The following is a 24,554-nucleotide window of genomic DNA, read 5'->3' as shown; positions in this document are numbered from 1 at the left end:
CAACCCCCAGCCCTCGACCGCGGCGCGGGTTGCGGCCGCCAGGCGATCATGGCGGGCGAAGACATTGTCGAGGCCCTCTTCTTCGAGCAAGGCAATGGCCTCCTTGAGGCCATAAAGGAGGTTGGTAGCGGGTGTATAGGGGAAGAAGCCGGTTTGGTTGAGGGCTATCATTTCGGACCAGTCCCAATAGGAGCGCCGGGAGCCTCCCGTTCGCGCCGATTCGATGGCCCGCGGAGACAGCGCTACGAAGGCGAGCCCTGGCGGCAGCATCAGGCCTTTTTGGGAGCAGGTCACGGTCACGTCGGCGCCCCAGGCGTCGTGCTCGTAGCGGAGTGAGCCCAGCGAAGAAATCGCATCGACCAACAGGAGCGCAGGGTGCTCTTCGGCGTCAATGGCGTCGCGAATGGCTTTGATGGGGCTGACGACACCGGTCGAGGTTTCGTTGTGGACGACCATGACGGCCTTGATTTTATGTTCCGTGTCGGCGGCGAGGCGCTCGCGGATGAGCTGGGGGTCGGCCCAATTGCGCCAGTTTCCGGGTATGAAATCGGTTTGGATTCCCCATTTTTCAGTCAGCTTGCGCCACTGCGTCGCAAAATGACCGGTCTCGATCATCAGTACCTTGTCGCCCTCTGCAAGAAGGTTGACGACAGCCGATTCCCAAGCGCCGGTGCCTGAGCCCGGGAAAATCAGCACGGGATGCTCGGTGCGAAAAACGCGCTTGATCCCACCAAGTACGGTCGTTGCCAGCTTGGCGAATTCAGGTCCGCGGTGATCGATGACCGGCATGCTGATCGCGCGAAGAACCCGATCCGGAACGGCACTTGGGCCTGGAATTTGCAGAAAATGCTGGCCGAACATCTGAGTCATCATACGCCTTGAAGTCTGGTTTCGATCTTGAGGCTATTTTGCATGCATTTTGGTCGGTTAACAAGAATTTTGAATTCGATGTTTCCGGTGCTATGAAGGGAGAAGGCAAATCACGAGGATTTAATGGCCATTGTGGACGAGGTGGTTGAGGGTGATCGGGCAACGCTGCTTGCGCCGGTGACGGGCTCAAGTGGGTCTCTGCACGATGAGATTCTTGCGGGGCTGCGTCGCTACCTTATTGAGGGTAACCTTCCGGACGGGGCGCGTATTCCTGAGCGCCTGCTGTGCGAAACTATGGGCGTATCGCGCACGCCCCTGCGCGAGGCCCTAAAAGTCCTTGCTTCGGAGGGGCTTGTTGAACTGCTTCCCAATCGCGGCGCGCGTGTCCGGGCGTTCACAGAGAATGATATCCGAGAATTGTTCGAGGTGATGGGTGGGCTTGAGGCGTTGGCTGGGCGTCTTGCCTGCGAGCGCATCACCGATGCGGAGATCGCAGGCGTCGAGCAGATGCATTACGACATGTATGCCAGCTACATGCGCCGTGACCTGCCTGCCTATTTTGCGCTTAATCAGAAAATTCACCTGGCGATTCTTGCGGCCGCTGGAAACTCTGTTCTGACAACGACATACACCAATTTTTCAAGCCGCCTGCAGCGCGTGCGCTACAACGCTAATCGTGAAAACCACAAAGACAGGTGGGGTGAGGCGATGCGCGAACATGAGCAGATCCTGGATGCGCTTCAGCGTCGTTCGGGTCTTGAATTGAGCGACATTCTGTTTCGCCATCTCCAGAACAAGCGCGTGGCGGCGCTGCGGTACCTTGATGACCATCCGTCAGAAGTTGGAGACCAGGGCCAACCTGCTTGAAAAGTGCATTTTTGAGCGCATGCGCCCGATCAAGTATCAAAAATTGCATTCACTTTTGTGGTTTTCGCTTGAGTTGAATTCATAATCAGGCATTCTGTGCTTGTTTATGCATTCGGGCGAGGGGCCATGAAAGCGATCGTCATCGGCGGAGGGGTCATCGGCGCAGCCGTGTGTTATCGTCTGGCAGAAGCCGGAACGAGTGTAACCTTGGTTGAGGCGGGGCGCGTCGCTGAGGGGACGTCGTTGACCAGCTTTGCCTGGGTCAGTGCTTGCGAGAAAATTGATTCCGACAGCTATTTTCGCCTGAGCCTGGCTGGCGTCGCTGCCCATCGCGATCTTGTTGCCGAGTTTGGTGCTGCCGGCAATTGGTATCACCGTCCGGGTGTCATTCAGTGGTTGGGCGCCGGTTATGAAGGCCTGCCGCTCGCCGAAAGCCCGCTTCATCAAAAGCTCAGCCGTCTTGCAGCGCTTGGCTACTCGGCCGAACGCATTGGGCGTGATGATCTGGCGCGCCTCGAGCCATGCCTGCGCCCCGAAGCGCTGGATATCGGCGAAGAGGCCATTCACTATCCTGAAGACGGCTATGTCGAGGCGCCTGTGATGATCGGCGCCCTGGTCGAGGCCGCCGTCGCACGCTTCGGCATGGATCTGCGAACGCAGACCCCGGTGCGCCGATTGATCACTGTTAATGGTCGTGCGGCAGGCGTCGAAACCGCAACCGGCGAAGTTTTCTACGCCGATGTGGTCATCAATTGCGCTGGTCGCTGGGCAAATGACGTGGTGGGTAGTCCCGACTTTACTGTCCCATTGGCGCCCACCCTCGGCCTGATCGCTTATACGCCGGCCGTCGGAACCGCCATCCGCAAGGTCTTGCGAACCCCAAATCTCAATGTCCGCGCCGATGGCGGTGGGCGGTTGCTACTGCGCGCCAATGATATGGATGAGACGCTTTCTGCTGACGATGTGGCAAGACCGGACCATCCTGCAGCGATCGAGCTGGCGCGACGGCTGGGCGACCTGATCCCGTCGCTGGGCGGAATCCATGCTGAAGCCGCCCGCATTGCCACGCGTCCCATTCCGCAAGGCGGTCTGCCGTGTGTCGGCACGCTTCCCGGGCTCGACAATTACTGGGTCGCCGTCACCCATGGCGGCATCAATACCAGTGCCTTCATTGGCATTGCGCTCAGGGACGAGATTCTTCGCGGACAACAGGCGCCTGAATATGCGCCCTACCGTCCCGAGCGTTTTTTCAAGGCGGCCGCATGACCAAGCCAGAGCCGCTTCTTAGCGTCGAGCACTTCTCGCTCAGCTTCGGGGCAAGCAGAACCAATCTCATCGATGACATTTCTTTCTCAGTCGAGCCGGGCAAGACCTTGTGCCTCGTGGGCGAGTCCGGCTGCGGCAAGAGCGTCACATCGCTCGCCCTGATGGGGCTCTTGGCCAAGGGAGCGGCGCGGATCACCGGCGGCGCTGCCAGGTTCGCAGGCGAGGATCTTTTCGCGCTTCCGGAGCGGCGGCGTGCTGACCTGCGCGGCAATGACATGGCGATGATTTTTCAGGAGCCAATGACGTCGCTCAATCCCTCCATGACTATCGGTCATCAGATCGTCGAGGGTGTTCGCCGCCACAAGGTCGTATCGAAGGAGGCGGCCGAGGCACGCGCCCTCGAAATGCTGAGCCTTGTGCGCATTCCCGCGCCGGAAAAGCGTTTCCATGCCTATCCGCACCAGCTTTCGGGCGGCATGCGGCAGCGCGCCATGATCGCCATGGCCTTGGCTAACTCGCCCAGACTGTTGATTGCCGACGAGCCGACAACGGCGTTGGACGTGACCATCCAGGCGCAAATACTGGCGCTGGTCAGCCGACTGCAGGCAGAGACAGGCACGGCCATGATCCTCATCACCCACGATCTCAGCGTCGTGGCGGAAGTGGCCGATCATGTCGCCGTCATGTATGCCGGCCGTATCGTCGAGGTTGGTTCGGTCGACGATATTTTTTCCGATCCGCAGCATCCTTATACGCTTGGCCTTTTCGGCTCAGTGCCGTCCATCGGCCGGCGAAGTGGCACTCTGGCGACCATCGAAGGTTCGGTGCCGCCGCTCGAGCGAATGCCGCCTGGCTGTCGCTTTGCCACTCGCTGCCCCTTCGCCGACCAGCGCTGCTTCGAACAGGCGCCGCCCGATTACGAACCGAAGGCCGGGCACCGCGTGGCCTGCTGGTATGCGCCCCTCGAAAATCACGTGAGGGCAGCATGAGCGCGCGCCAGGATATCATTCTCGAAGCACGCGAACTCACCAAGCGCTTCGGCCATCCCCCCAATTTCATGCGCCAATCGAGTCTGGTCCATGCCGTCACGGCGGTGTCGCTCTCGGTCCGGCGAGGCGAGACCTTGGCCATCGTCGGTGAGTCAGGCTGCGGCAAGTCGACCTTGGGCCGTCTGTTGCTGCGGCTGATCGAGCCGACCTCGGGCAGCGCGATCTATGAGGGGCAGGAGATCACCGCGCTCAAGCAGCGGGAGATGCGCCGGTTGCGCCGCGAGTTGCAGATTATCTTCCAGGACCCGTTCGCCTCGCTCAATCCGCGCATGACGGTGCGGCAGATCCTGGGCGAACCCATTCGCCTTCACCGCCTGGCCTCTGGCCGGGATGTCGATGACCGGGTCGACCAGTTGATGCGCACGGTTGGGCTTCGGGCGGACTGGAGCGATCGCTATGTGCATGAATTTTCCGGCGGCCAACGTCAGCGTATTGGTATTGCGCGGGCACTGGCGGGCGATCCCAAGCTGGTGATCGGCGACGAGCCGGTCTCGGCGCTCGACGTGTCGATCCAGGCGCAGGTGGTCAATCTGCTGGGCGAACTGAAACAGGATTTTGGCCTAACCCTGGTCATCGTCGCGCACGACCTCGCCGTCATCCGGCACATGAGCGATCGTGTCGCGGTGATGTACTTGGGTGAGGTGGTGGAGCTGGCTGCTGCCGACGACCTCTATGAGGCGCCGCTGCATCCCTACACTTCGGCACTGCTGCAGGCGATCCCGGTGTCCGATCCGGCAGCACGTGGTCAGCGGCAATTGCTGCAGGGCGACCTGCCGAGTCCTACGGCCCCGCCTTCCGGCTGTCGTTTCCATACTCGTTGCCCGCATGCCAGGCCGCTCTGCAGCCAGGATCATCCTGCGCTCGAGCCAGCGGGTGATCGCCGCTTTGTCGCATGCCATTTCTGGCGCGAGATCCAATCCGCTGGCGTCAGTGTACCCGCTGCTACGGCGCGGCGCTCGGCGTTGGAAATGCGCCTCGGGCTCTATCGCGCAAGGCAAGCGGAAAGAACGCAGGCGGACCGGTAGGGGCCGGTTCGCCTGAATGACTTCGAAGGGGAGGCCGCAACGTCGGCCAGAGAAACAGAGAGAATAGGAGAGAACGACGATGAAGAAACTGGTACTGAGCGCAATGCTCGCAGGCTTGATGGGAGCGACCGCTGTTTCGGCAGCCGACCTCAATGTCGCCCTGCAGGACGATCCCGATATTCTCGATCCCCATCGCGGCAATACCTTTGTCGGCCGCATGGTGTTCGGCCCGATGTGTGATGCGCTGTTCGACATCGACACCTCGCTCAACATTGTGCCACGCCTCGTTGCCGACTGGGCATGGTCAGAGGGCGATACCGTCCTCACCATGAATCTGCGTCCGGGCGCGCTGTTCCACGACGGCACGCCGGTGAATGGCGAAGCGGTCAAGGCCAATCTTGAACGCGCAATCAACTTGCCGGAAAGCAATCGCAAGGCCGAACTCTCCTCGATCGCTTCCATCGAAGTGCTTGGCGAGACCCAGGTCGCCATCACCCTCAAGGCTCCCGACGCTGCCTTCTTGGCAAACCTCACCGATCGCGCCGGTATGATGGTGTCCCCGGCGAGCTTCGAAACGGCCGGAGAAGGCGGTCTCGTCTGCGCCGGTCCCTACAAGTTTGTTGAGCGTATCCAGAACGACCGCATCGTCATGGAAAAGTTCGCCGAGCACTGGGATGCTGACAACTACCACTTCGATAAGGTGATCTATCGTCCGATCCCCGACACCACGGTGCGTCTCGCGAACCTGCAGTCCGGCGACCTCGATATCATAGAACGTCCTGCGCCCAACGACATGGCAACCATCCAGGGCGACAGCAACCTGGTCTTCGACATTGTCAGTGGCCTCGGCTTCTATGGCATCAATTTCAACATGGGCAATGGCGATCGCTCGCAGTCGCCGATCAACCAGGACAAGCGCCTGCGCGAAGCGCTCAGTCTGTCCATCGATCGCAGTGTGCTCAACGACGTGCTCGGCATGGGCACCTATCCGCCAGCCTACCAGCCGTTCTCGACCGCATCCTGGGCCTACAATCCCCAATTCGACGGCGGCGGACGCGATGTCGAACGTGCCAAGGCCCTGATGGCCGAGGCCGGTCATGAATCGGTGTCGTTTGAAATCCTCTACGCCAACAACAGTGCCATGCAGTCGTTGTTCGAATTGGTGCAGGCAATGGCCAGCGAAGCTGGCTTCAATATAACGCTGCGCCCCACCGAATTCGCCGCCTATGTCGACGAGCGCGAAGCCGGCAATTTCGACGTCAGCCAGTTCGGTGCTTCCGGCCGTATCGATCCCGACGGCAATTTCCATCGCTATCTCGCCTGCGGCAGCGCCGGCAATGTCGGTAAGTACTGCAATGAGGAGCTGACGGGCTTTCTCAACCAGGCTCGCGTGATCAACGATGTCGAGCAGCGCAAGGCGCTCTACGACCAGGCTCAGCAGATCGCTGCAGAAGACCTGCCAGCGCTCTACTTCTACTATACCCCGCGCACCTGGGCCTACAGCGCCAATCTGGAAGGCTTCCTGTCTTATGCCGACGGTGTGCTCCGCCTCGCCGGCTTGAAGCCCAAGTCGTAACTGAATCAGGGCAGGCGACGGATATCCCCGCCGCCTGCCGCTTCGCAAAGGCTCCGACCCAGTGCTCAAGCTTATCGTCCGACGCGTCATTGTCGCCCTGCCGACCCTGATCATTCTGTCGATGATCATTTTCGGCCTGCAGCGCCTGCTGCCTGGCGACCCCATCCAGACGATGATGGCAGAGGAGTCCGATCCGCAGGTCGTCGAGTTCCTGCGTGACAAATATCGCCTCAATGATCCCATGCCCATGCAATATCTTGCCTGGGTGGGCAATGTTCTTCAGGGCGATTTCGGCCGTTCCCTGCGCACCGGCCTGCCGGTCACCGAGATGATCCTGCAGAAGCTGCCGATCACCGTGCAATTGGCGACCATGGCCATGATCATGGCAATGGCCATCGGCATTCCCGCCGGCATTCTTGCCGCCGTACACAAGAACAGCGCAATCGATTACGCCGCCAATGCCGTGGCCCTCTCTGGTATGTCCGTGCCCAATTTCTGGCTCGGCATCATCCTGATCATGGTCTTTGCTGTAAGCTGGAAGATTCTGCCGGCATCGGGCTATGTGCCGATCACCCAGGATTTCTGGCTTTCCATCAGGAGCATGCTGATGCCAGCCTTTGTGCTGTCGACGGCGGTGGCGGCTTATCTGATGCGCCACACGCGCAGCGCCATGCTCAGCGTTCTCAGTTCCGACTATATTCGCACGGCGCGCGCCAAGGGCCTGCTGAGCAATGCTGTTATCGTCCGCCACGCGCTGCGCAACGCGCTGATGCCCATCGTCACGCTGGCGACCTTGCTGTTCGGCGACCTCCTGGCCGGTGCTGTCTTGACCGAACAGATCTTCGTCATTCCTGGTTTCGGCAAGCTGATCGTCGATGCCGTCTTCACGCGCGATTATGCCGTGGTGCAGGGCGTTGTGCTCTTCACCGCCATCGGCTTCATCGCCATGAACATCCTGGCTGACGTGCTCTACATCGTCATCAATCCGCGCCTGAGGCATCCGCAATGACCCTGGCCTCGCAAACCGAGATCGTCGCCCCGCGCCGCCGCTTCCGCGGCCTCAAAAAGCTGGCTCGCAATCGAGGCGCATTGTTCGGTGGTGCCATCGTGCTGTTCTTTGTGCTGCTGGCAGTGTTTGCCCCGCTCATTGCCACGCACGATCCCTTCGCCTCATCGTTCACCAACGTTAGAAAACCGCCATCGGCGGAATTCTGGCTCGGCACCGACGAGATCGGTCGAGACATCTTCAGTCGGCTGCTCTACGGCGCCCGTGCCTCGCTGATGGCAGGGGTTGTTTCGGTCGCCATCGCGCTGGCCATCGGCGTGCCGCTTGGCCTGATCGCCGGCTATTTCGGTCACCTGATCGACGGCACCATTTCCCGCTTCATCGAGGCGCTGCTTGCCATTCCCTCGTTGATCCTTGCCATAGCGCTCGCTGCCGCGCTGGGGCCCAGCTTGATGAATGCGATGCTGGCCATCGGTGTCGCGGCGACGCCGATCTTCGTGCGTCTGACGCGCGGTCAGGTGCTTGCTGTCAAGACCGAGGACTATGTCGAGGGGGCGCGTGCGATCGGCCTGCCGCATGGCCTGATCATCCTGCGTTATATCCTGCCCAACGTGCTTCCTCCGGTTGTGGTCCAGGTCACTATTACCATTGCTTCGGCCATCATCGCCGAGGCGAGCCTTTCTTTCCTGGGCCTCGGTCAGCAGCCGCCCAATCCATCCTGGGGATCGATGCTGAATACGGCCAAGAATTTCATGTCACAGGCGCCCTGGATGTCCATTTTTCCGGGCGGCGCCATTTTCCTGGTTGTGCTGGGCTTCAATCTGCTCGGCGACGGCCTGCGCGATGCACTTGACCCGCGCGATAACTGATTTTTTGAGGAGTTTTCGATGTCACAGCGCGTAGCCGACCATCTCGGCGGACAATTGGACGCAATCATTGACCGTCTCGGGCAATATGTCGCCTGCGCCAGTGTCAGCGCCGATCCACAATTCGAGCCGGGCATGCAGGCCGCGCGCGACTTTCTCACCGGTCGTCTTGGTGGGATCGGCTTCGAAAATGTGCAACTCCTCGATGGTGGTGGCCACAAGGCGGTCTACGCCGATTGGCTGCACGCCCCGAACAAGCCGACACTGTTGGTCTATGGCCACTATGACGTGCAGCCGCCCGATCCGCTGCCGGCCTGGGAGACGGATCCCTTCGTGCTGACCCGCAAAGGCGATCGCCTCTATGGTCGGGGTGCTTCCGATAACAAGGGCTCTTCCACCATCGCCATCGAAAGTCTTGCCGCATATCTCGCCATCGAGGGCGGCTTTCCGTTCAACATCCGCTGCCTGTTCGAGGGCGAGGAAGAGGTTGGCGCGGTCTCGCTGCCGGCGATCTTCGAGCGCTATGCCGATCTGCTGAAGGCGGATCTGGTGCTGTCGGCCGATGGTGGGCGCAATGGTTTCTGGCCGGCGATCAATGTTGGTTGCCGCGGCGTCAATGCGCTGGAGGTGACGCTCAGAACCGCTGCGGTCCGTGACCTCCACTCCGGTCGCTATGGCGGCACCACCCGCAATGCTCTCCATGATATGGCACGGCTGCTGGCTACGCTGCATGACGACGAAGGCCGGGTGAGCGTAGCAGGCTTCCTGCCCGAGGCGGCCAAGCCGACACCCCAGCAGCGTCAGCATGCCGCCGAACTCAGCATGGACGAGCCGGCCTTCTTTTCGAGCTTTGGCGGGATTGCACACGGCTATCCCGAATATACTGCCATCGAGCGGCTGACACTGATGCCGACGCTCGAGATCAACGGCATGTGGGGCGGCTATACCGGGCCGGGATCGAAAACGGTCATCCCCAACGAAGCCCATGCCAAGATCACCATCCGCCTGGTGGCCGGGCAGGACCCCAAGGAGACGGCCGAAGCCGTCATTCGTCATATCGAGGCGAACGCACCCAAAGGCACCAGTGTCGCTATCCAGTCCGATCGTGGCGGTGCCCCGGCCTACAGTCTAAGCGAAGAGAGCCCGCTGGTGGTCGCCGCCGATCGAATTCTGCGCGACATCACCGGCCAGACGCCGGTGCGCGTGCGCAGCGGCGGCACTTCGCCGATCACCTCAACCATTCGCGAATTGCTGGGCATCGACACGCTGATGTTCGGCTTCAGCCTGCCGGCCGACGGCGTGCATGCACCCAATGAATCTTACGCCATCAACAGTATCAAGGAGGGCATCGTTTGCTGGCCTCTGATGCTGACCGAATTGGGCCGTGTCTGGAACGAGAGCAAGTAGAAGGATTGCTGCGATGAAAGCCATCGTTATCGGAGGCGGCGTCATTGGCGCATCAATCGCCTATCGCATGTCTGAAGCCGGCGCTGATGTCACGCTGGTTGAAGCCAGCCGCGTTGGCGGTGGTACTTCGTCCACCAGCTATGCCTGGGTCAATGCCTGCGAAAAGCTGACCTCACGCGCTTATTTCGAGCTCAACTGGGCGGGTGTGAAAAGCCACAGGCGCCTGGCTGAGGAATTCGAAGGCGCCAATTGGCTGCATCGGCCGGGCGTCGTGCAATGGCAGGACGCAGGGGCCGAGGCTGCCGGGTTCGACGAGGGCGATTTCGACAAGCTCGAACGGTTGACCGAATGGGGTTATCCGGCCGAGCGGATCGATCGGCAGACCCTGACCGAGCTCGAGCCCGACGTCTGTCTCGATACCTTTAACGAAGATGGCGCGCTTTACTATCCCGAGGATGGCTGGCTCGATGGACCGGTCTATGCCGGAGCAATGGTACTTGCCGCGCGCCGCCGGTTCGGCCTCAAGGTGGTGCAGGGCAAGGTCACTGGTCTACTGACACGCAATTGCGCCGTGGTGGGCGTGCAGCTTGCCAATGGCGAGGTCATCGAGGCGGATGCCGTCGTCAATAGCTCCGGCCGCTGGGCTAATGAAGCGGTCGGAAATGCGGAATATGAACTGCCGCTGGCTCCAACTGTGGGCCTCATCGCCTATACGGTCAGTTGCGATACCAGCCTCCGTCATGGACTGCGCACGCCCCTGGTCAATTGCCGTCCGGATGGGGCAGGGCGCATCCTGCTGCGCGCCAATGATATCGACAAGACTGTGTCAGCTGACTCGGACCCCGTACCCTCGCATCCTGCGGCACAGCAATTACTTGAGCGCGCCAAAAAACTGATGCCCGCGCTCGAAAACGTCCATGTCGAGGCAGTACGCACTGCCATTCGTCCTATTCCGAAGGATGGCTATTCCGCCATCGGCCCGCATCCTGCGCTCTCCAACTACTATGTCACTGTCACCCACAGCGGGGTGACGCTCGCCGCCTTCATCGGCGAGGGCGTTACGGCAGAGTTGGTCCACGGGCGCAGTGTGCCGGAGTTTGCCGAATTCCGGCTGTCGCGCTTCTTCTAGGGGAAAGATCGATGCGGATTGCCATTTTAGGTGCCGGCGCAGTCGGACGAGCGAGCGCGGCCTATCTTCTTACCCGCGGCCATGAGCCGGTCATCTGGTCGCCGTCGGGCAAGAGCGTTTCGGCGTTCCGCGATGGACCGCTGGCTGCCGCAGGCGAGATCGTCGGCGAGTTCAGGCTGGCTATTGCCGACAGCGCGGAGGCTGCTTTGCAAGGCGCTGAGCTCGTCATGGTCGCCTTGCCGGCCAACGGTCACCGCATGGTCTATGAAGAGATCGCCCAGCATGCCTCCCCTGGCCAGGTCATCGTCATCAGCGCCCAACCTGTGCTTGGGGCCTTCGCGCTCCAGAGCCGGCTACGTCAGGTCGGTAAGGCGAATGTCATTCTTGCCTGGGGCACCACATTGTTGCGATCACGGCAGGTCGGTGCGTCGGGTGTCCGCATCAACACGATCCGCAAGTCGGTCGATATGGCTCCATTGCCCAGCGAGGCAGATGCCGCGATTGCCGTTTGCCGAACGGCCTTTGGTGACAAGTTCGACGTTCGCCCCGACATGCTGGCGATCTCGCTCACCAATATCAACCCGCAGGCGCACCTCGCTTTGGCTCTCACCAACTTCACCCGCATGGAGCGCGGCGAAACTTGGGGCCAGAGCGAAAACCTCACTTCCGGTGTGGCCCGGTTCCTTGAAAGACTCGATGGTGAGCGCCTTGCCTTGGCGCGAAAGCTGGGCCTTTCGGTGCGTTCCATGGCGGAGCACTATCACCGGACCTATGGCTTCCCGATCGCGTCCCTTGAAGCCATGGCTGCCGAAATCCGGACCGAAGGGACCGGGCAATTGGGGCCGATGACCGAACAAAGCCGGTATGTCCTCGAGGATGCTCCATTCGGTCTCGCTTCGCTGATCCGACTAGGTCGTGCTGTGGGCGCAGACATGGTCCTTCACGAGGCCGGCCTTGCAATCCTTTCAGCTCTTTATGGCAGGGATTTCGATAGCGAGAATGACTTGCTCGTGGATATCTCGAGCCTACTGGAAGGTCTGGCGGAGCAGGCTTGAAGCCTCAGGAAGCTAGCTCGGTCCGCCAGCCGATGATGAACCGTCAGTGCGGGGCAGGAGCTCGGTAAGAGCTTGCCTTGTAGGCGCAGAACGCAAGTTCGCGGCGACCGGCACGTCGATTTATCCGACGTCTGTTTAGGCGCGGAAGCCACACCAGCACTGACGGTCTACTCTCCCTCTACGGTCTGGTCGTTCGTCGCCTCGCACGGCCCATGTCCGCTCTCGGGGAAGCCGAAAGATGGATAGATAACCTGGAATAGGGCGGCAGCCCCGACCGTCAACAAAGTTCGTGGGGCCGGGTAAGGCTCTTGCTCCACCAACGCCGGTCAAACTCTCTTACTGGTGAGGACGTCAAAGGTGCTGTTGATGGTGGCAACCGCGCGGTCATAGTCGGCGAGGGCGAGACAGGCGATCAAGGTATCGACAACGGCCAACTGTGCGATGCGGCTTGTCATGGCTTCAGTGCGGAACTGAGTTTCGCGTGCCAGGGTGTTCAACACGATATCGGTATGCGCGAGCAATGGCGACTTTCCAAAGTTGGTGATCGCGATCGTTGTCGCACCAGCTTGCTTGGCTAGCTTTGTGGCCGCTAGGGTTTCAACGGTGCTGCCGGAATGGGAGATGGTCAGAACCGCAATGTCGGGGCCGGCCAGCGAGGCGGTGATCGCCTGAACATGGCTGTCGATGCTGGCGCGGGAATTGAGGCCGATGCGGAGGAAACGGTAGTTGGCGTCTTCGGCGATGGGGGCGGCGCTGCCGATGCCGAACACTTCCACCCGCTTGGCCGAGCGGATGGCAGAAACCGCCCGGTCGAGTTCGACTGGATTGAGCGCCCGTTCGGTGTCTTGCAGGGCTTGCAGGCCCGAGCGAAATATCTTGCTTATGACACTGGTCGTCCCGTCGTCGCGCACCAGGTCTTCGTGGATGAACTGTATGGGTTGCACGAGGTCGCGGGCCAGAGCCAACTTGACCTCCTGAAAGCCCCGCGCACCCAGCATCTGGCAAAGGCCGATGACGCTGCCTTCGCTGGCGCTGGCGCCTTCCGCCACTTCAGTGACCGACATGTGCACTACGTTCTGGGCATTGCCCGCGATGAATTCGGCAATACGGCGCGCGGTGGGCGGTAAGGTCGGCAGCAGAGTTTCGAGCCGCGTCAGCACACCGCTCAGCGAGGACGGATTGGCCGCCTGATTCATCGATTGTGTCACACAGCCACCCGCAATTCGTCGTTGAAATGATGCCTGATCTGGCCATTGCGCACCAGCGCAAAGGCCATGCCCAGGCGCCGGGCGCCAGCACCGTCGGTGTCGGAATTATCGCCGATCATCAGGGCCTGGCGCGGCTCGATGCCGAGGCGCCAGCAGGCGGTTTCGAACAGCAGGGGCTCGGGCTTGCCCATGACCTCATAGTGGTCGACGCCGGCAGCGGCAATGAGGGCGGCCGCGAGGGCTCCTGCCTCGGGTACCGGCTGGCGACGTGGCCCGGGATGGCTGCGATCGGGACAAGCGACCACGAGGCGCGCACCAAGGCTCAGGGCCTCGGTAGCCAGCGCCAGCCTGGCATAGGTGAACTTGCGGTCGCGCGTCACCAGCACGATATCGGCCTCCGGCTCCTGCACCAGCTGCAAGCCCATTTTTCGCGCATAGCCCGCCAAGGCTGCGCTGCCGAGTAGTAGTAGTTTGGCGCCTGGAGCCGTGCGGGCAATGCGCTCAAGCGCGGAGGTGCCGGCCAGCACGATCTGTTCGGGGGCCACCCGGAGGCCCAGATGCCGCAATTGCCGCGACAATTGCTGGGGCGTGTGTTCGCTGTTGTTGGACACCAGCATGAACCGTCCGGCCACCTTTTCCAGCAGCCAGCCTGCGTCTGGCAGAACGGTTCTGCCGCTGATCAGGGTGCCATCGAGATCGATCAGGTAGCCGGCAATGTCGGAATCCAAGACAGGCAAATGGGCCTCCATCAATGGACTGAGAGGTATTGAGGAAAGCTCAATATGTCAAACCAAGAATATTGAGAAACGTTCATTTCACTGTCATGGAGTGAGGCTAGGCCTTTGTCCCGAAACCGCACCACAGGGGCCGCAAAATGAAAATCGCCATCGTCACCGACATTCACCACGGCCCCGTCTCCCACACGAAGAAAGAGGGCTGGGACGGCCTCGCCGTGCTGGCCGGCTTCATCGATTGGGCCGAGGAAAATGGCGCCGACATGATCCTCGATCTCGGCGATCACATATCGGACACGACCCGCGAAAACGATTTGCGCGTTATGGGCGAGGTGGTGGCCGCCTTCGGGCGCTCCAAACTCCCCCGCGTCCATGTGCTCGGCAACCATGACGTGGCCAAGCTCAGCGTTGCCGACAATGAACAGATCTTCGGCGCCTCGATGCAGAGCCGGGTTCACGATCTGGGCGCCTTCCGCCTCATCGCCTGGCAGCCGGACGTGGAAATCCGGTGGCCGCATGGCTTCGTCGAAACCGGTGCGCATCTCGATTGGCTGATCGACACGCTCAATGCCGATCCGCGCCCGGCCATCATCGCCACCCATGTGCCGGTGTCCGGCCATTCGCAGATCGGCAATTACTATTTCGAGCACAATCCGCAGTTTTCGACCTATCCCGATCACGAGCGCATTCGCGCCGCGGTCGAGGCGACGGGCCGGGTTGCGGCCTGGCTATCGGGCCACGTGCACTGGAACACGATCACGACCATTGCTGGCATCCGCCACATCACCATCCAGTCGATGAGCGAACGCTTTACCACCATGCCCGAGCCGGCGGCGGCCTTCGCCATGCTCGAGATCACCGAGAGTGAACTCGACCTGGTGGTGCATGGCGAGGACCCGTTCGCCGCCCGCATGCCGTTCCGTGCCTCCGGCGCGCGCCCGTGGATGCAGCCGACCGGCCCGTTCAGTCAGCGCGAAGCCGCGCCGGAACTGGAGGTCCTGGATGCTTGATTATCTAGCCAAGCGCGCCCTGGGCGGCCTTGTCACCATCATCATCGTCGTGACGGCGGTGTTCTTTGCCACGCGTCTTTCCGGCAATGCGGTGGAATTCATGCTGCCGCCGGGTTCCGACCCGGCGGTGCAGGCGGCGCTCGCCGCCCATTACGGGCTCGACCAGTCGATCTGGATGCAGTTCGTTCGCTATATTCAGGGCATGTTCGTCGGCGATTTCGGCATCAGCCTCAACGAGCGCCGTTCGGTATTGCTGATCTTTGCAGAGCGCCTGCCCAATACGATCTTGCTATTCAGCTATGCGCTGGCACTTGCCGTCGTCATCGGCGTGCCGCTAGGTATCATTGCTGCGCTCGATCGCAAGGGACCTGCCGGCTCCTCGATCATGACCCTGGCCTTTGTCGGCTATGCCACGCCCAATTTCGTGCTGGCCATTCTGATGATCCTGGTCTTCTCGTTCCAGCTGCACTGGTTGCCTAGTTCCGGCGCCTCGTCGCCGCTGCATTTCCTGATGCCGGCGGTGGTGCTGTCCCTGCCGATGCTGGCCGAGATCGTGCGCTTCACCCGCAATGCCATGCTCGACGTGCTGGCGCAGGATTATCTGCGCACTGCCCGGGCCAAGGGCCTCAGTGAGCGCGTCGTTATCGGCAAGCACGCCCTGCGTAATGCCGCCGTGCCCGTGGTCACCATCATCGGTCTGCAGGTAGCGGGCATGGTGGCGCGCTGCGTCCTGGTCGAGGCGATCTTTGCCACCAAGGGCGTGGGCGACCTGATCGTCTTTGCCACCATCGGCCGGGATTATCCCGTGCTGCAGTTCGGCGTCATCCTGATTGCCGTGCTCGTCGTCGTCGTCTCCCTCATTGTCGACCTGCTCTATGCGGTGATCGACCCCCGCGTGAAGGTAGCTGCCACATGACCGACATCGCTCCGCCTGTCCCCAAGCTTGCTCTGCCCACGGCGCCGACCATCCGCCCCGGAAAGCTGACGCGCATCTGGCGCAAGACCTCCATCGGCATGAAGATCTGTATCGCCAGCTTCGCCCTCATGGTGCTGGTGGCTATGCTCGCCCCCTGGCTGGCCTCGTTCGATCCGGACGCACAGAAGCTGCTCTTCCGCCTGCGCCCGCCGCTCGGGTTTGATCGGGCTCAGGACGCCTATCCGCTGGGCACCGACCAGCTCGGCCGCGACATGCTTTCGCGCACGCTTTATGGCCTGCGCCTGACGCTGGGCATCGCGCTGATCGGCAGCTTCATCAGCCTGATCCTCGGGACCACCCTCGGCATCATTGCCGGTTATATGCGGGGCCGCATCGGCGCCCTGATCATGGGCCTCGTCGATGTGCAGATCGCCGTGCCCTTCACGCTGATCGCCCTGCTGACCGTAGCGCTGCTGGGTAATTCGCTGCCGGTGCTGATCTGCGTCATCGGCCTCACCGGCTGGGAAAGCTATACCCGCATCGTCCGCGCCCAGGTGCTGACGCTGTCGCGCCTGCCCTTCATCGAAGCGGCCGTTGCCGCCGGTGCTCCGCGCAGCCGCATCCTCCTGCGCCACATCCTGCCCAATATCGCCTCGCCGCTCGTCGTTATCTGGACCATGACCTTCTCGGCGCTGATCCTGACGGAATCCTCGCTGTCCTTCCTTGGTCTCGGCGTGCAGCCACCCACGGCAACGCTCGGCTCCATGGTCGGTCTCGGCCGCGACTTCCTCGCTTCCCAGCCCTGGATCGCCATCGTGCCATCCCTGGTGATCATGCTGGTTTCGCTCCAGGTGCTGCTGATCGGCGACTGGCTGCGCGATGCGCTCGATGTCCGGCTGAAATAGCCGGACCCACCCTCTTCCCGTGCCGTCCACAACCGCCTTGCCGCGGCGCGGGCAAGCCTTGTCTTCTCAACCCCTTGGATCACAATCATGACCAAAAGCGTCCTCCTCGCCCTCGGTGCTGCCCTCTTCGGCACCACGGCTCTCGCCGCCGCCGAAATCACCATCGGCACCCAGAACATGTCGTCGTATGTGGACCCGGGCCGCGACCACTCGAACGTCGGTTCGCAGAACTATGTCAACGCCTTCGATCCGCTGATCCAGAAGGACTATACCCAGGCCGGTGCCATCTTCTCGCCGGGTCTGGCTACCGAATGGGAACAGACCTCGCCGACCACGATGGAAGTCACCCTGCGTGAAGGCGTAAAATTCCACGACGGCAGCGAAATGACCGCCGAAGACGTGGTGTTCTCCTTCCATCGCATTATCGACGAGCTGACCCCGGAATATAAGTCGATCAAGACCCAGTTCTTCGGCAACTTCGCCAAGGTCGAGGCGCTCGACACGTACAAGGTGCTCTTCACCACCCACAAGCCCGAGCCCCTGTTCGAAATCCTGCTCAACGCCCAGCAGGGCTATATCGTGCCCAAGAACTACATCATGGGGCTGACCGGTGACCCGGCCGTCGCCGAAATCGCTGACTTCGAAGCCTTTGCGCTCAAGCCCGTCGGCACCGGCCCCTACCAGATCACCGCCTTCCAGCCGGGCGAAAACCTGACCTATGCCCGCTTCGACGATTACTATGGCGACAAGGCTCCGCTCGACGGCTTCGAGATGCGCCGCATCGCCGAAATGGCGACACGCCTGACCGCGCTGGCCAATGGCGAAGTCGAGATCATCACCAATGTGCCGCCCGATCAGCTGGCCACCATTGAGTCGACCCCGAACCTGCGCGTCGAAGGCGCGGTCACCCCGCTCTTCCACGTGGTGATCTTCAATGCCATGAACCCCAAGCTCGCCGACAGCCGCATCCGCCGGGCGCTCAGCCTCGCCATCGATCGCGACCTGCTCAACGAAGCCCTGTGGCTAGGCGAAGCTGTCGTCCCCTCCAGCCACACCTATGCCCAGTTCGGCGAACTCTACATGCCCGAGCTCGACACTTTCGAATACGATCCGGAAAAGGCCAAGGCCCTGCTCGCCGAAGCTGGCTATGACGGCAGCCCGATCCGTTTCGATACCGATGCGGTCTACTACACCAATGGCCTGCTCGCTGCGCAGGCGATCAAGGAAATGTGGGCCACAGTCGGCGTCAACATGGAGCTCAACGTCACCAATGAATGGGGTGACCTGGCCAATCTCGAAACCCGCAACTGGTCGAACCCGATGTATTTCGCCGACCCCGCCGGCTCCTACGGCACCATGTGGGCTCCGGGCGGCGCGCGTATCGGCAATACCTGGCAGCCGAACGCGGCCTATGAAGGCATGTGGGATCGCTTCCGTTATTCAACCGACGTGGCCGAGCGCAAGGCTGCCTATGCCGAGATCATGGCCTATGTGAAGGAAGAAGCACCGGTCCTGCCGCTCTACCAGCCCTACGAATCCTATGGTGTCTCCACCAAGGTCGAGTGGAAGCCGCTGCCGGGCCACATCCCCTATGTGCTCGACTTCCGCGCCGGCTCGATCGCCGTCACCGAATAAGCGCTTGCGGCCGGCGGAATCATCCGCCGGCCATTCCCTCATTTCCAGCGAGCCCTGCCATGACCCGTCCGGAACCTCTGCTGTCGGTAAAAAACCTCAGCGTCTCCTTCGCCAATGATGCCGGCACCGTGAAGGCGGTCGATGGCCTGAGCTTTGCCGTCGAGCCCGGCCAATGCGTCGCCATTGTCGGGGAATCGGGATCGGGCAAGTCAGTCACCGCCATGTCGATCTTGGGCCTCACCCGCTTTAGCGGTGGGAACCTGACCAGCGGCAGCATCGACTTCCGCCGCCGCGACGGCACGCGGGTCGATCTTGCCAGTGCACCGGGCCGTACCCTGCGCGATGTGCGCGGCAACGAGATCGCCATGATCTTCCAGGAGCCGATGACCGCGCTGAACCCGGTCTATCCGATCGGCGAGCAGATCGCCGAAGCCATCCGCGCCCATCGCGACGTCTCGCGCGCCGAAGCCGATGCCGAAGCGCTGGCGCTGATCGAGCGCGTGCGTATTCCCGAGCCCGCCCGCCGCTTCACCCAGTTTCCGCACGAGCTGTCCGGCGGCATGCGCCAGCGCGTGGTCATCGCCATGGCGCTGGCCTGTTCGCCCAGCCTCCTTATTGCCGACGAGCCGACCACGGCGCTCGACGTCACCATCCAGGCGCAGATCCTGCATCTGGTGCGGACCATTGCCGCCGAAACCGGCATGGCCATGCTGTTCATCACCCACGATATGGGCGTCGTCGCCGAAATCGCCGATGCCGTCGTGGTCATGCGCCATGGCCTCAAGGTGGAGGAGGCCGAAGTCGGCCGCTTCTTTACCGCGCCAGCTGAAGCCTATTCGCAGGCGCTGCTCGCCGCCGTGCCGCGCCTCGGCACCGTGCCCGAGCGCCAGATGCCGACCGATGCGCCGCTGCTTGCCGTGAAAAACCTCGTCACCCAGTTCCCCGTGCGCAAGGGCATCCTGTCGCGCCATGTGGCCAATGTGCATGCAGTCGATGATGTCAGCTTTTCACTGACGCGCGGGGAAACCCTGGCGCTGGTTGGCGAATCCGGTTGCGGCAAGTCGACCACCGGCCGCTCCATCCTGCGGCTGGTCGATGCCAAGGCCGGCTCGGTGCAGCTTGAGGGTGACGATATCCTGACGCTCGACGAAAACCGCCTGCGCCAGCGCCTCTGCATTGCCCGCGCCCTGACCCTGTCGCCAAAGCTCATCGTCGCCGACGAAGCGGTGTCGGCGCTCGACGTGTCGATCCAGAAGCAGGTGGTCGACCTGATGCTCGAGCTGCAGGAAGAGCTGGCACTCTCCTATCTGTTCATCTCGCACGATATGGGCGTGGTCGAGCGCATGAGCCATCGCGTTGCCGTTATGTATATGGGCCGCATCGTCGAGATCGGCCCGCGCGCCGCCGTCTTCGGCAATCCGCGCCACGATTATACCAAGGCGCTGCTCGCTGCCGTGCCGACCGCTGATCCCAGCCGCCGCCGCCGCGATGCGCCCAAGAACGTCCCCCTCAAATCGCCGATCCATCCCGTCGGCTATACCGCCGCCGCGCCCTGTTACGACACGGTCGGCGACGGCCACCTCGTCCTTGCCTCCTGAAAGTTTCTCCTATGTTCGACGCCTTCACCGCTCCCGGCCGTTTCCATCGCGGCAACCTGCACACCCATTCCAACCGCTCCGATGGCGCCCTGTCGCCCGAAGAGGTCTGCCGCCACTATGCTGGGGCGGGCTACGACTTCCTCTGCCTCTCTGACCATTTCCTGCCGCAGTTCCAGTATCCGCTGACCGATACGACCCCGTTCCGCACCGACCTTTTCACCACTATCATCGGGGCCGAGCTGCACGCGCCGCAGACGCATTTGGGCGATTTCTGGCACATCCTCGCCGTCGGTCTGCCTTCCGACTTCGCCGCGCCGGCCGAGGGCGAAACCGGCCCTGAGCTGGCGCGCCGCGCTCGCGCTGCCGGCGCCTTTATCGGCCTCGCGCATCCGCAATGGTATGGCCTCAGCACGGAGGATGGCCTCTCGCTTGACGCCGCCCATGCCGTCGAAATCTACAATTACACTTGCGAACTGCTTTCGGCTCGTCCCGATGGCACCGCCATGCTCGATCAGTTGCTGCAGGCCGGTCGCTGGCTCGGTGCCTATGCCGCCGACGACGCACATTTCAAAGCCAAGGACAGCCTGGGGGGCTGGGTCATGGTGAAGGCCGAGCGCAATGAGCCTGCGCTACTTCTCGAAGCCCTCAAAGAGGGGCACTACTATTCGAGCCAGGGTCCAGAAATCCAAGACGCCAGGATCGAGGACGACCACCTTGTCGTCTCGACCTCGCCGGTTCGCAGCATCGTCGTGGGCGGGCATGGGGCCCGCTCGGCGGCCGAGCATGGTGAAAACCTCACCAAGGCCCGCCTGCCGCTAAAGGCTTTCGAGAATTCGTGGTTTAGATTGACCATTACAGATCACGCAGGAAAGCGTGCTTGGTCGCAACCTGCTAAACGCTAGGGTTGCGCCCTGACTAAGCTGCGGTCTCGTATCCGCGTTGGACACGAAATCATCGTTCGCCGAACTCACATTCTTTCGACTAGCAAGATGGTTGGCGACCCGCGACAGGTGCTGGTCCACCAAGTAAATCCGCCAGCCATCACAGCCGATCAGCTCACCTTGAATGGCAGCTTTCGGAGGCCACGTGAGCTGCGCCTGATGGACCGGAGCGGGGCGCAGAGCCGAACGGCCGCCGCCGACCCCTTTTCGGTCATTGGTGCCTCGCTGGCAGTTTCCTATGAGCGGACACGGGCAATCGTCCGCAAGACTGTGCTGCTAACGAAGTTGCGGACTTTCCTGCCACGCTTCATTCGTTTAGCCTTGTGCCATGACAAAAAGCATTCTCAGGTTCTTTTTCGACTATGGCGCGGGTGGCTGCCTCTGGGCAGGTGACAACGGGACCCGTGAAGAATTGGGACTAGGCCCAGTGGACGAGAAATTGTTCGTTTCAAAGCCTGCTCGTGATCTGAGGGTCCAGCTTGACTTCGAGCATTCGGGCTATCTGAACCCTCTGTATCCGCCCGATCCGAGCCTGTGGACACAAGCGCTTTGTGATCGCTTCAATGCTGAGGTGGACACGCTACTTGGGCTTTTGCGCCATGAATTGGGCGTAAGCTATGACATTTTGGATGAGCAAAAGCGCTATTGCGAGGATCCCCGCTTAGGCGAGTATCTTGAGGACAATGCAGACCTTGCTGCACTCAACGAAGTTGACGCGCCAACCGTACGCTAATGCATCGCACACGCGCCTCGACTTGCATCGACCTGACATATTCTGGTGGAGTGGGTCCGGCAAATGCCTAGCCGGACATACCTAACTCATTCGGAGGTGCAGGTTGGCTTTCGCGTAGCCTGTCTCAAAAGCGGCCCGCGCTCTCCCCCGAGGCATCGGTCTTCAGTCGACCCCATTGCTGTCGTTTCAAGCATGAATTGCCGAAGGCGGCAGTTTGGGTCATTGCCTGAGATATAGCCAGTTCGCACCTTGCTCACTCCTTTTCATTGGACCACATCTGCGACAACCCCGTCTTTGATCACGATGGCGGCTGGCATGGCGAGTTTGGTCCAGAATGGCATCGGCACGATGCCAACTAGCCTTGAGACATAGATGGTCATCGCGGTCCCATGCGTCACCGCGGCCACAGAGCCCGAGCTTCTCGACATTGCATCATCTATCGCTGCGGAGAAGCGAACATGCACGGCATCGGCAGATTCATCTCCGTAAGTGACCTCTTCCGGCCTATCGAAAATGCTGGCAATGCGCGCCTCGAAAATCTCCCTTTCGAGAAACCCTACCGACCTTCTGTCGTGCTCGCGCAGACGGACATCAATATGGGTTTGGCTTCCGATCCGGTCTGCAAGGATCTGCGCTGTCTGCATCGCCTTCGGTTCTGGGCTAGAAAGAAGCTCCGCAAACCCGAAGCCTAGGAGTCGGGATGCGAGCGCCATGGCTGCTTTTCGACCACCATCACTCAAAACCCAACCATTCGATGCAGCGTCCTCCACGACAGTTGGCGCTGCATGTCGGATCAAAACGATAGTTTTCAAATAGGCCACCAGTTGTTGTAGCTTGCTTCCGCTTACGAGTTTACCCGCGCGGTAGCAGACTGTCAGCAATCCGCCCCGATGCTGCCAGGCACCTGGCGCCTCCACTCCTGTCGTGCAGGGATTGCTAGCACTGCCGGAAAGCAGCCAACGGGTTAGCTCCTTGCCAATGAGGGAGGCTGTGATGGATAGGGTATTTGTGATCGGCAACGGCGGAAGCGGCAAAACTTGGCTGGCCGAGAAATTGTCCGAAGAGCTTTCCACCCGATCCGTGCATCTCGATGATCTGCATTGGTTGCCAAATTTCGCGGGCGAGCGTCCACGTAGTGAGCGTGACCGGCTGGTGGACGATGTCGCCGATAGTCCCTCGTGGAATATGGAAGGCATCTATGGTTCGGTCCTCATGCAGGTCTTCGCACGAGTCACAACGCTAATTTGGCTCGATTTGTCGATTGATGAGTGTTTATCGAACCTCATGGATAGAGGCCAAACCGGGGGAGGAACCGAGGAGCAGTTTGAAGAACTTCTAGACTACACCCGCGCTTATCACGACCGACAAAACCTGAATTCCTACGAAGGGCATCGGCGTCTGTTCGCCGAATTTGGGCTGCCGAAATTCAAGTTGTCCAACCGCGCAGATACCTTAGCGTTGCTTCTACGGATAAAGGAGGGGCATTCGGGTTAGCGGCAGCAATTTGCGGTACGCGTCCAGAAAGCCGCCTGTCCGCTTGCCACCCCATTTGAGCCATGGACTCCGTCCTCAGACTCAGTGTGGAGTAGCTGCTTACGAGCGATATGGGCTCGCTCGCCGTCGTCGCGATTATCCTCAGGCTTGGAAAGACCGATATCGCACCACTCAAACTCGCGATCGACAATTTTTCAGCGCGCGCAGGCGTTTGGCGCAGTCTGGAGCGCCGAAAGTGGAAAATTCGATCCGCTCGCTACAACAACAGCCTAGTAGTCTTCGTCGTCCTCGACGTCGGTAAGGTAGACTGAAAATTCGATATCGATCCCGCATTTGGCGATCGCAGCGGCGGCATGAGCGGGCAGGCGGGCCGACATGGCTTCGCCTTCCGTGGGATAGTCAAAGGCAAGATCGAGCACAGCGCGACCGAGACGACGATCAGCGAGCATGGCTTCAATGACCGGACCCGACCGGTCGGCCAACTCGAGGATGGCCCGCGTCGCATTTTCGGCTGGAACGTCCACCTGACCGTAGAAACTGCCTTCGGCGTCTTCAGGTTCGTAGCGGACCAGCAACTGCTTGAGCGCCGTCTCCGCTTCATATTGCGGCAGGGTTAGGCCAGACAGCCTCAGGGCAATGGCGAAGGGCTCGAACGCGCTCATGACTGTCTCCCAGCGGTCGCCGCGAAGAGGGCGATGGCGGCGGCATTCGACACGTTGAGCGACTTGATCGGCCCCGGCATGTCGAGACGTACCATTTCGTCGCAGAGCTCGCGCGTGCGCTGGCGCAGGCCCTTGCCTTCGGCGCCGAGAACCACGGCCATCGGCCTGTCGTCGGTGCGTGGGCGCAGCGGGGCAGGAGCCTCGGAATCGAAGCCGAGCACGGTCAGGCCGCGCTCCTTGAGCGTCTCGATCGCGTCGCCCAGATTGCGCACTTCGATCATCGGCACGAGGTCGAGCGCGCCCGAAGCGGCCTTGGCCATGACACCGGTTTCGCGCGGCGAGTGGCGCGCGGTCGTGATGACGGCATCGGCGCCAAAGGCGCAGGCGGTGCGCAGGATCGCGCCGACATTGTGCGGATCGGTCAGTTGATCGAGCACGACAACGAGACGCAGTTGCTTGATGTCAGCCAGGCCAAAACGGCTCATGAAGCGGAATTCGACGCCCGCGTTTCGCGCACGTTCGGCCAGCAACCGGGTGAACAGTTCGCAATCGCCCGTCTGGTCGTTCGGCAGGCGCAGCGCGCCGATGAACTGGTCGACGAC

At 61.4% G+C, this 24,554-nt stretch carries 24 protein-coding genes; 18 read left to right on the top strand and 6 right to left on the bottom strand.

Translation table 11 applies throughout. The features are described from left to right. The coding region (locus J0I64_RS10890) for an aminotransferase class V-fold PLP-dependent enzyme (protein WP_291408032.1) at positions 1-870 on the bottom strand (870 nt) is incomplete at its 3' end. Positions 871-993: 123 nt separating this feature from the next. Here J0I64_RS10890 and J0I64_RS10885 point away from each other — a divergent pair. From J0I64_RS10885 to J0I64_RS10840, 10 genes are all read left to right on the top strand, one after another. Continuing rightward, positions 994-1,737, top strand: a complete 744-nt coding sequence (locus tag J0I64_RS10885; protein ID WP_291408029.1) for a GntR family transcriptional regulator — start codon at positions 994-996, stop codon at positions 1,735-1,737. Between the two features lie 126 nt (positions 1,738-1,863). Then, positions 1,864-3,003 (top strand): FAD-binding oxidoreductase, encoded by a 1,140-nt coding sequence (locus J0I64_RS10880; protein ID WP_291408027.1) that lies wholly within the window; start codon positions 1,864-1,866, stop codon positions 3,001-3,003. Next, positions 3,000-3,992, top strand: coding sequence for an ABC transporter ATP-binding protein (locus J0I64_RS10875; protein WP_291408025.1), 993 nt, complete (start codon positions 3,000-3,002; stop codon positions 3,990-3,992). Before J0I64_RS10880 ends, J0I64_RS10875 begins: the two co-directional genes overlap by 4 nt. Then, positions 3,989-5,077: an oligopeptide/dipeptide ABC transporter ATP-binding protein gene (locus J0I64_RS10870; protein ID WP_291408023.1), complete on the top strand. Its 1,089-nt coding sequence runs from the start codon at positions 3,989-3,991 to the stop codon at positions 5,075-5,077. The genes J0I64_RS10875 and J0I64_RS10870 overlap by 4 nt, the downstream gene beginning before the upstream one ends. Positions 5,078-5,156: 79 nt before the next feature. Next, positions 5,157-6,653, top strand: a complete 1,497-nt coding sequence (locus tag J0I64_RS10865) for an ABC transporter substrate-binding protein (RefSeq protein WP_291408021.1) — start codon at positions 5,157-5,159, stop codon at positions 6,651-6,653. A gap of 61 nt (positions 6,654-6,714) precedes the next feature. Beyond that, positions 6,715-7,662: an ABC transporter permease gene (locus tag J0I64_RS10860; RefSeq protein ID WP_291408019.1), complete on the top strand. Its 948-nt coding sequence runs from the start codon at positions 6,715-6,717 to the stop codon at positions 7,660-7,662. Next, positions 7,659-8,528 carry an ABC transporter permease gene (locus J0I64_RS10855; RefSeq protein ID WP_291408017.1) on the top strand — a complete coding sequence of 290 codons (870 nt, stop codon included), beginning with the start codon at positions 7,659-7,661 and terminating at the stop codon, positions 8,526-8,528. The genes J0I64_RS10860 and J0I64_RS10855 overlap by 4 nt, the downstream gene beginning before the upstream one ends. Before the next feature lie 18 nt (positions 8,529-8,546). Then, positions 8,547-9,932 carry a M20/M25/M40 family metallo-hydrolase gene (locus J0I64_RS10850; RefSeq protein ID WP_291408015.1) on the top strand — a complete coding sequence of 462 codons (1,386 nt, stop codon included), beginning with the start codon at positions 8,547-8,549 and terminating at the stop codon, positions 9,930-9,932. Between the two features lie 13 nt (positions 9,933-9,945). Continuing rightward, the gene (locus J0I64_RS10845; RefSeq protein ID WP_291408012.1) at positions 9,946-11,061 is read left to right on the top strand and encodes an FAD-binding oxidoreductase; all 1,116 of its coding nucleotides are present in this window, start codon (positions 9,946-9,948) and stop codon (positions 11,059-11,061) included. 11 nt (positions 11,062-11,072) lie between these two features. Beyond that, positions 11,073-12,116 (top strand): NAD/NADP-dependent octopine/nopaline dehydrogenase family protein, encoded by a 1,044-nt coding sequence (locus J0I64_RS10840; RefSeq protein WP_291408010.1) that lies wholly within the window; start codon positions 11,073-11,075, stop codon positions 12,114-12,116. A gap of 326 nt (positions 12,117-12,442) precedes the next feature. Here J0I64_RS10840 and J0I64_RS10835 read toward each other — a convergent pair whose 3' ends face one another. Together J0I64_RS10835 and J0I64_RS10830 are read right to left on the bottom strand one after the other, a co-directional pair. Then, entirely contained in the window at positions 12,443-13,324 is an 882-nt protein-coding gene (locus J0I64_RS10835) for a MurR/RpiR family transcriptional regulator (RefSeq protein ID WP_291408008.1), read from the bottom strand. Continuing rightward, positions 13,321-14,061, bottom strand: coding sequence for an HAD hydrolase-like protein (locus J0I64_RS10830; RefSeq protein WP_291408006.1), 741 nt, complete (start codon positions 14,059-14,061; stop codon positions 13,321-13,323). The genes J0I64_RS10835 and J0I64_RS10830 overlap by 4 nt, the downstream gene beginning before the upstream one ends. A 137-nt stretch (positions 14,062-14,198) precedes the next feature. Here J0I64_RS10830 and J0I64_RS10825 point away from each other — a divergent pair, with 137 nt between their 5' ends. From J0I64_RS10825 to J0I64_RS10795, 7 genes are all read left to right on the top strand, one after another. Next, positions 14,199-15,068 (top strand): metallophosphoesterase, encoded by an 870-nt coding sequence (locus tag J0I64_RS10825; RefSeq protein ID WP_291408004.1) that lies wholly within the window; start codon positions 14,199-14,201, stop codon positions 15,066-15,068. After that, positions 15,061-15,984 carry an ABC transporter permease gene (locus J0I64_RS10820; protein WP_291408002.1) on the top strand — a complete coding sequence of 308 codons (924 nt, stop codon included), beginning with the start codon at positions 15,061-15,063 and terminating at the stop codon, positions 15,982-15,984. The genes J0I64_RS10825 and J0I64_RS10820 overlap by 8 nt, the downstream gene beginning before the upstream one ends. Then, positions 15,981-16,889 (top strand): ABC transporter permease, encoded by a 909-nt coding sequence (locus J0I64_RS10815; RefSeq protein ID WP_291408000.1) that lies wholly within the window; start codon positions 15,981-15,983, stop codon positions 16,887-16,889. Before J0I64_RS10820 ends, J0I64_RS10815 begins: the two co-directional genes overlap by 4 nt. A gap of 87 nt (positions 16,890-16,976) precedes the next feature. Beyond that, a complete protein-coding gene (locus J0I64_RS10810; protein WP_291407999.1) occupies positions 16,977-18,524 on the top strand; it encodes an ABC transporter substrate-binding protein in 1,548 nt (515 codons plus the stop codon). Between the two features lie 59 nt (positions 18,525-18,583). Further along, positions 18,584-20,122 (top strand): ABC transporter ATP-binding protein, encoded by a 1,539-nt coding sequence (locus J0I64_RS10805; protein WP_291407996.1) that lies wholly within the window; start codon positions 18,584-18,586, stop codon positions 20,120-20,122. A gap of 11 nt (positions 20,123-20,133) precedes the next feature. Continuing rightward, entirely contained in the window at positions 20,134-21,024 is an 891-nt protein-coding gene (locus J0I64_RS10800; protein WP_291407994.1) for a PHP domain-containing protein, read from the top strand. 367 nt (positions 21,025-21,391) lie between these two features. Next, entirely contained in the window at positions 21,392-21,796 is a 405-nt protein-coding gene (locus J0I64_RS10795; protein WP_291407992.1) for a hypothetical protein, read from the top strand. Between the two features lie 263 nt (positions 21,797-22,059). On the opposite strand, the gene J0I64_RS10790 is transcribed toward J0I64_RS10795, so the two are convergent. Further along, a complete protein-coding gene (locus J0I64_RS10790) occupies positions 22,060-22,608 on the bottom strand; it encodes a histidine phosphatase family protein (RefSeq protein WP_291407989.1) in 549 nt (182 codons plus the stop codon). A gap of 181 nt (positions 22,609-22,789) precedes the next feature. Between J0I64_RS10790 and J0I64_RS10785 the strand changes: the two genes are divergently transcribed. After that, positions 22,790-23,290, top strand: a complete 501-nt coding sequence (locus J0I64_RS10785) for an AAA family ATPase (protein WP_291407987.1) — start codon at positions 22,790-22,792, stop codon at positions 23,288-23,290. A gap of 269 nt (positions 23,291-23,559) precedes the next feature. On the opposite strand, the gene J0I64_RS10780 is transcribed toward J0I64_RS10785, so the two are convergent. Next, positions 23,560-23,952, bottom strand: a complete 393-nt coding sequence (locus J0I64_RS10780) for a hypothetical protein (RefSeq protein ID WP_291407985.1) — start codon at positions 23,950-23,952, stop codon at positions 23,560-23,562. Then, on the bottom strand, positions 23,949-24,554 hold a 606-nt coding region (locus J0I64_RS10775; protein ID WP_291407983.1), incomplete at its 5' end, for a TrmH family RNA methyltransferase. The genes J0I64_RS10775 and J0I64_RS10780, both read right to left, overlap by 4 nt.

Origin of the sequence: Devosia sp. (assembly GCF_017307565.1) — a bacterium.
Lineage (GTDB): Bacteria > Pseudomonadota > Alphaproteobacteria > Rhizobiales > Devosiaceae > Devosia.
Note: the sequence above shows the minus strand (reverse complement) of the source record. Positions and strands in the feature narration are given on the sequence as shown.

Bases quoted from the DNA above. Each gene is read 5' to 3' on its own strand.
- J0I64_RS10810 (WP_291407999.1), top strand. From the start codon at position 16,977: ATGACCAAAAGCGTCCTCCTCGCCCTCGGTGCTGCCCTCTTCGGCACC.
- J0I64_RS10780 (WP_291407985.1), bottom strand. From the start codon at position 23,952: ATGAGCGCGTTCGAGCCCTTCGCCATTGCCCTGAGGCTGTCTGGCCTA.
- J0I64_RS10875 (WP_291408025.1), top strand. From the start codon at position 3,000: ATGACCAAGCCAGAGCCGCTTCTTAGCGTCGAGCACTTCTCGCTCAGC.
- J0I64_RS10855 (WP_291408017.1), top strand. From the start codon at position 7,659: ATGACCCTGGCCTCGCAAACCGAGATCGTCGCCCCGCGCCGCCGCTTC.
- J0I64_RS10885 (WP_291408029.1), top strand. From the start codon at position 994: ATGGCCATTGTGGACGAGGTGGTTGAGGGTGATCGGGCAACGCTGCTT.
- J0I64_RS10815 (WP_291408000.1), top strand. From the start codon at position 15,981: ATGACCGACATCGCTCCGCCTGTCCCCAAGCTTGCTCTGCCCACGGCG.
- J0I64_RS10850 (WP_291408015.1), top strand. From the start codon at position 8,547: ATGTCACAGCGCGTAGCCGACCATCTCGGCGGACAATTGGACGCAATC.
- J0I64_RS10865 (WP_291408021.1), top strand. From the start codon at position 5,157: ATGAAGAAACTGGTACTGAGCGCAATGCTCGCAGGCTTGATGGGAGCG.
- J0I64_RS10785 (WP_291407987.1), top strand. From the start codon at position 22,790: ATGGATAGGGTATTTGTGATCGGCAACGGCGGAAGCGGCAAAACTTGG.
- J0I64_RS10840 (WP_291408010.1), top strand. From the start codon at position 11,073: ATGCGGATTGCCATTTTAGGTGCCGGCGCAGTCGGACGAGCGAGCGCG.
- J0I64_RS10825 (WP_291408004.1), top strand. From the start codon at position 14,199: ATGAAAATCGCCATCGTCACCGACATTCACCACGGCCCCGTCTCCCAC.
- J0I64_RS10820 (WP_291408002.1), top strand. From the start codon at position 15,061: ATGCTTGATTATCTAGCCAAGCGCGCCCTGGGCGGCCTTGTCACCATC.
- J0I64_RS10845 (WP_291408012.1), top strand. From the start codon at position 9,946: ATGAAAGCCATCGTTATCGGAGGCGGCGTCATTGGCGCATCAATCGCC.
- J0I64_RS10805 (WP_291407996.1), top strand. From the start codon at position 18,584: ATGACCCGTCCGGAACCTCTGCTGTCGGTAAAAAACCTCAGCGTCTCC.
- J0I64_RS10880 (WP_291408027.1), top strand. From the start codon at position 1,864: ATGAAAGCGATCGTCATCGGCGGAGGGGTCATCGGCGCAGCCGTGTGT.
- J0I64_RS10870 (WP_291408023.1), top strand. From the start codon at position 3,989: ATGAGCGCGCGCCAGGATATCATTCTCGAAGCACGCGAACTCACCAAG.
- J0I64_RS10795 (WP_291407992.1), top strand. From the start codon at position 21,392: ATGACAAAAAGCATTCTCAGGTTCTTTTTCGACTATGGCGCGGGTGGC.
- J0I64_RS10800 (WP_291407994.1), top strand. From the start codon at position 20,134: ATGTTCGACGCCTTCACCGCTCCCGGCCGTTTCCATCGCGGCAACCTG.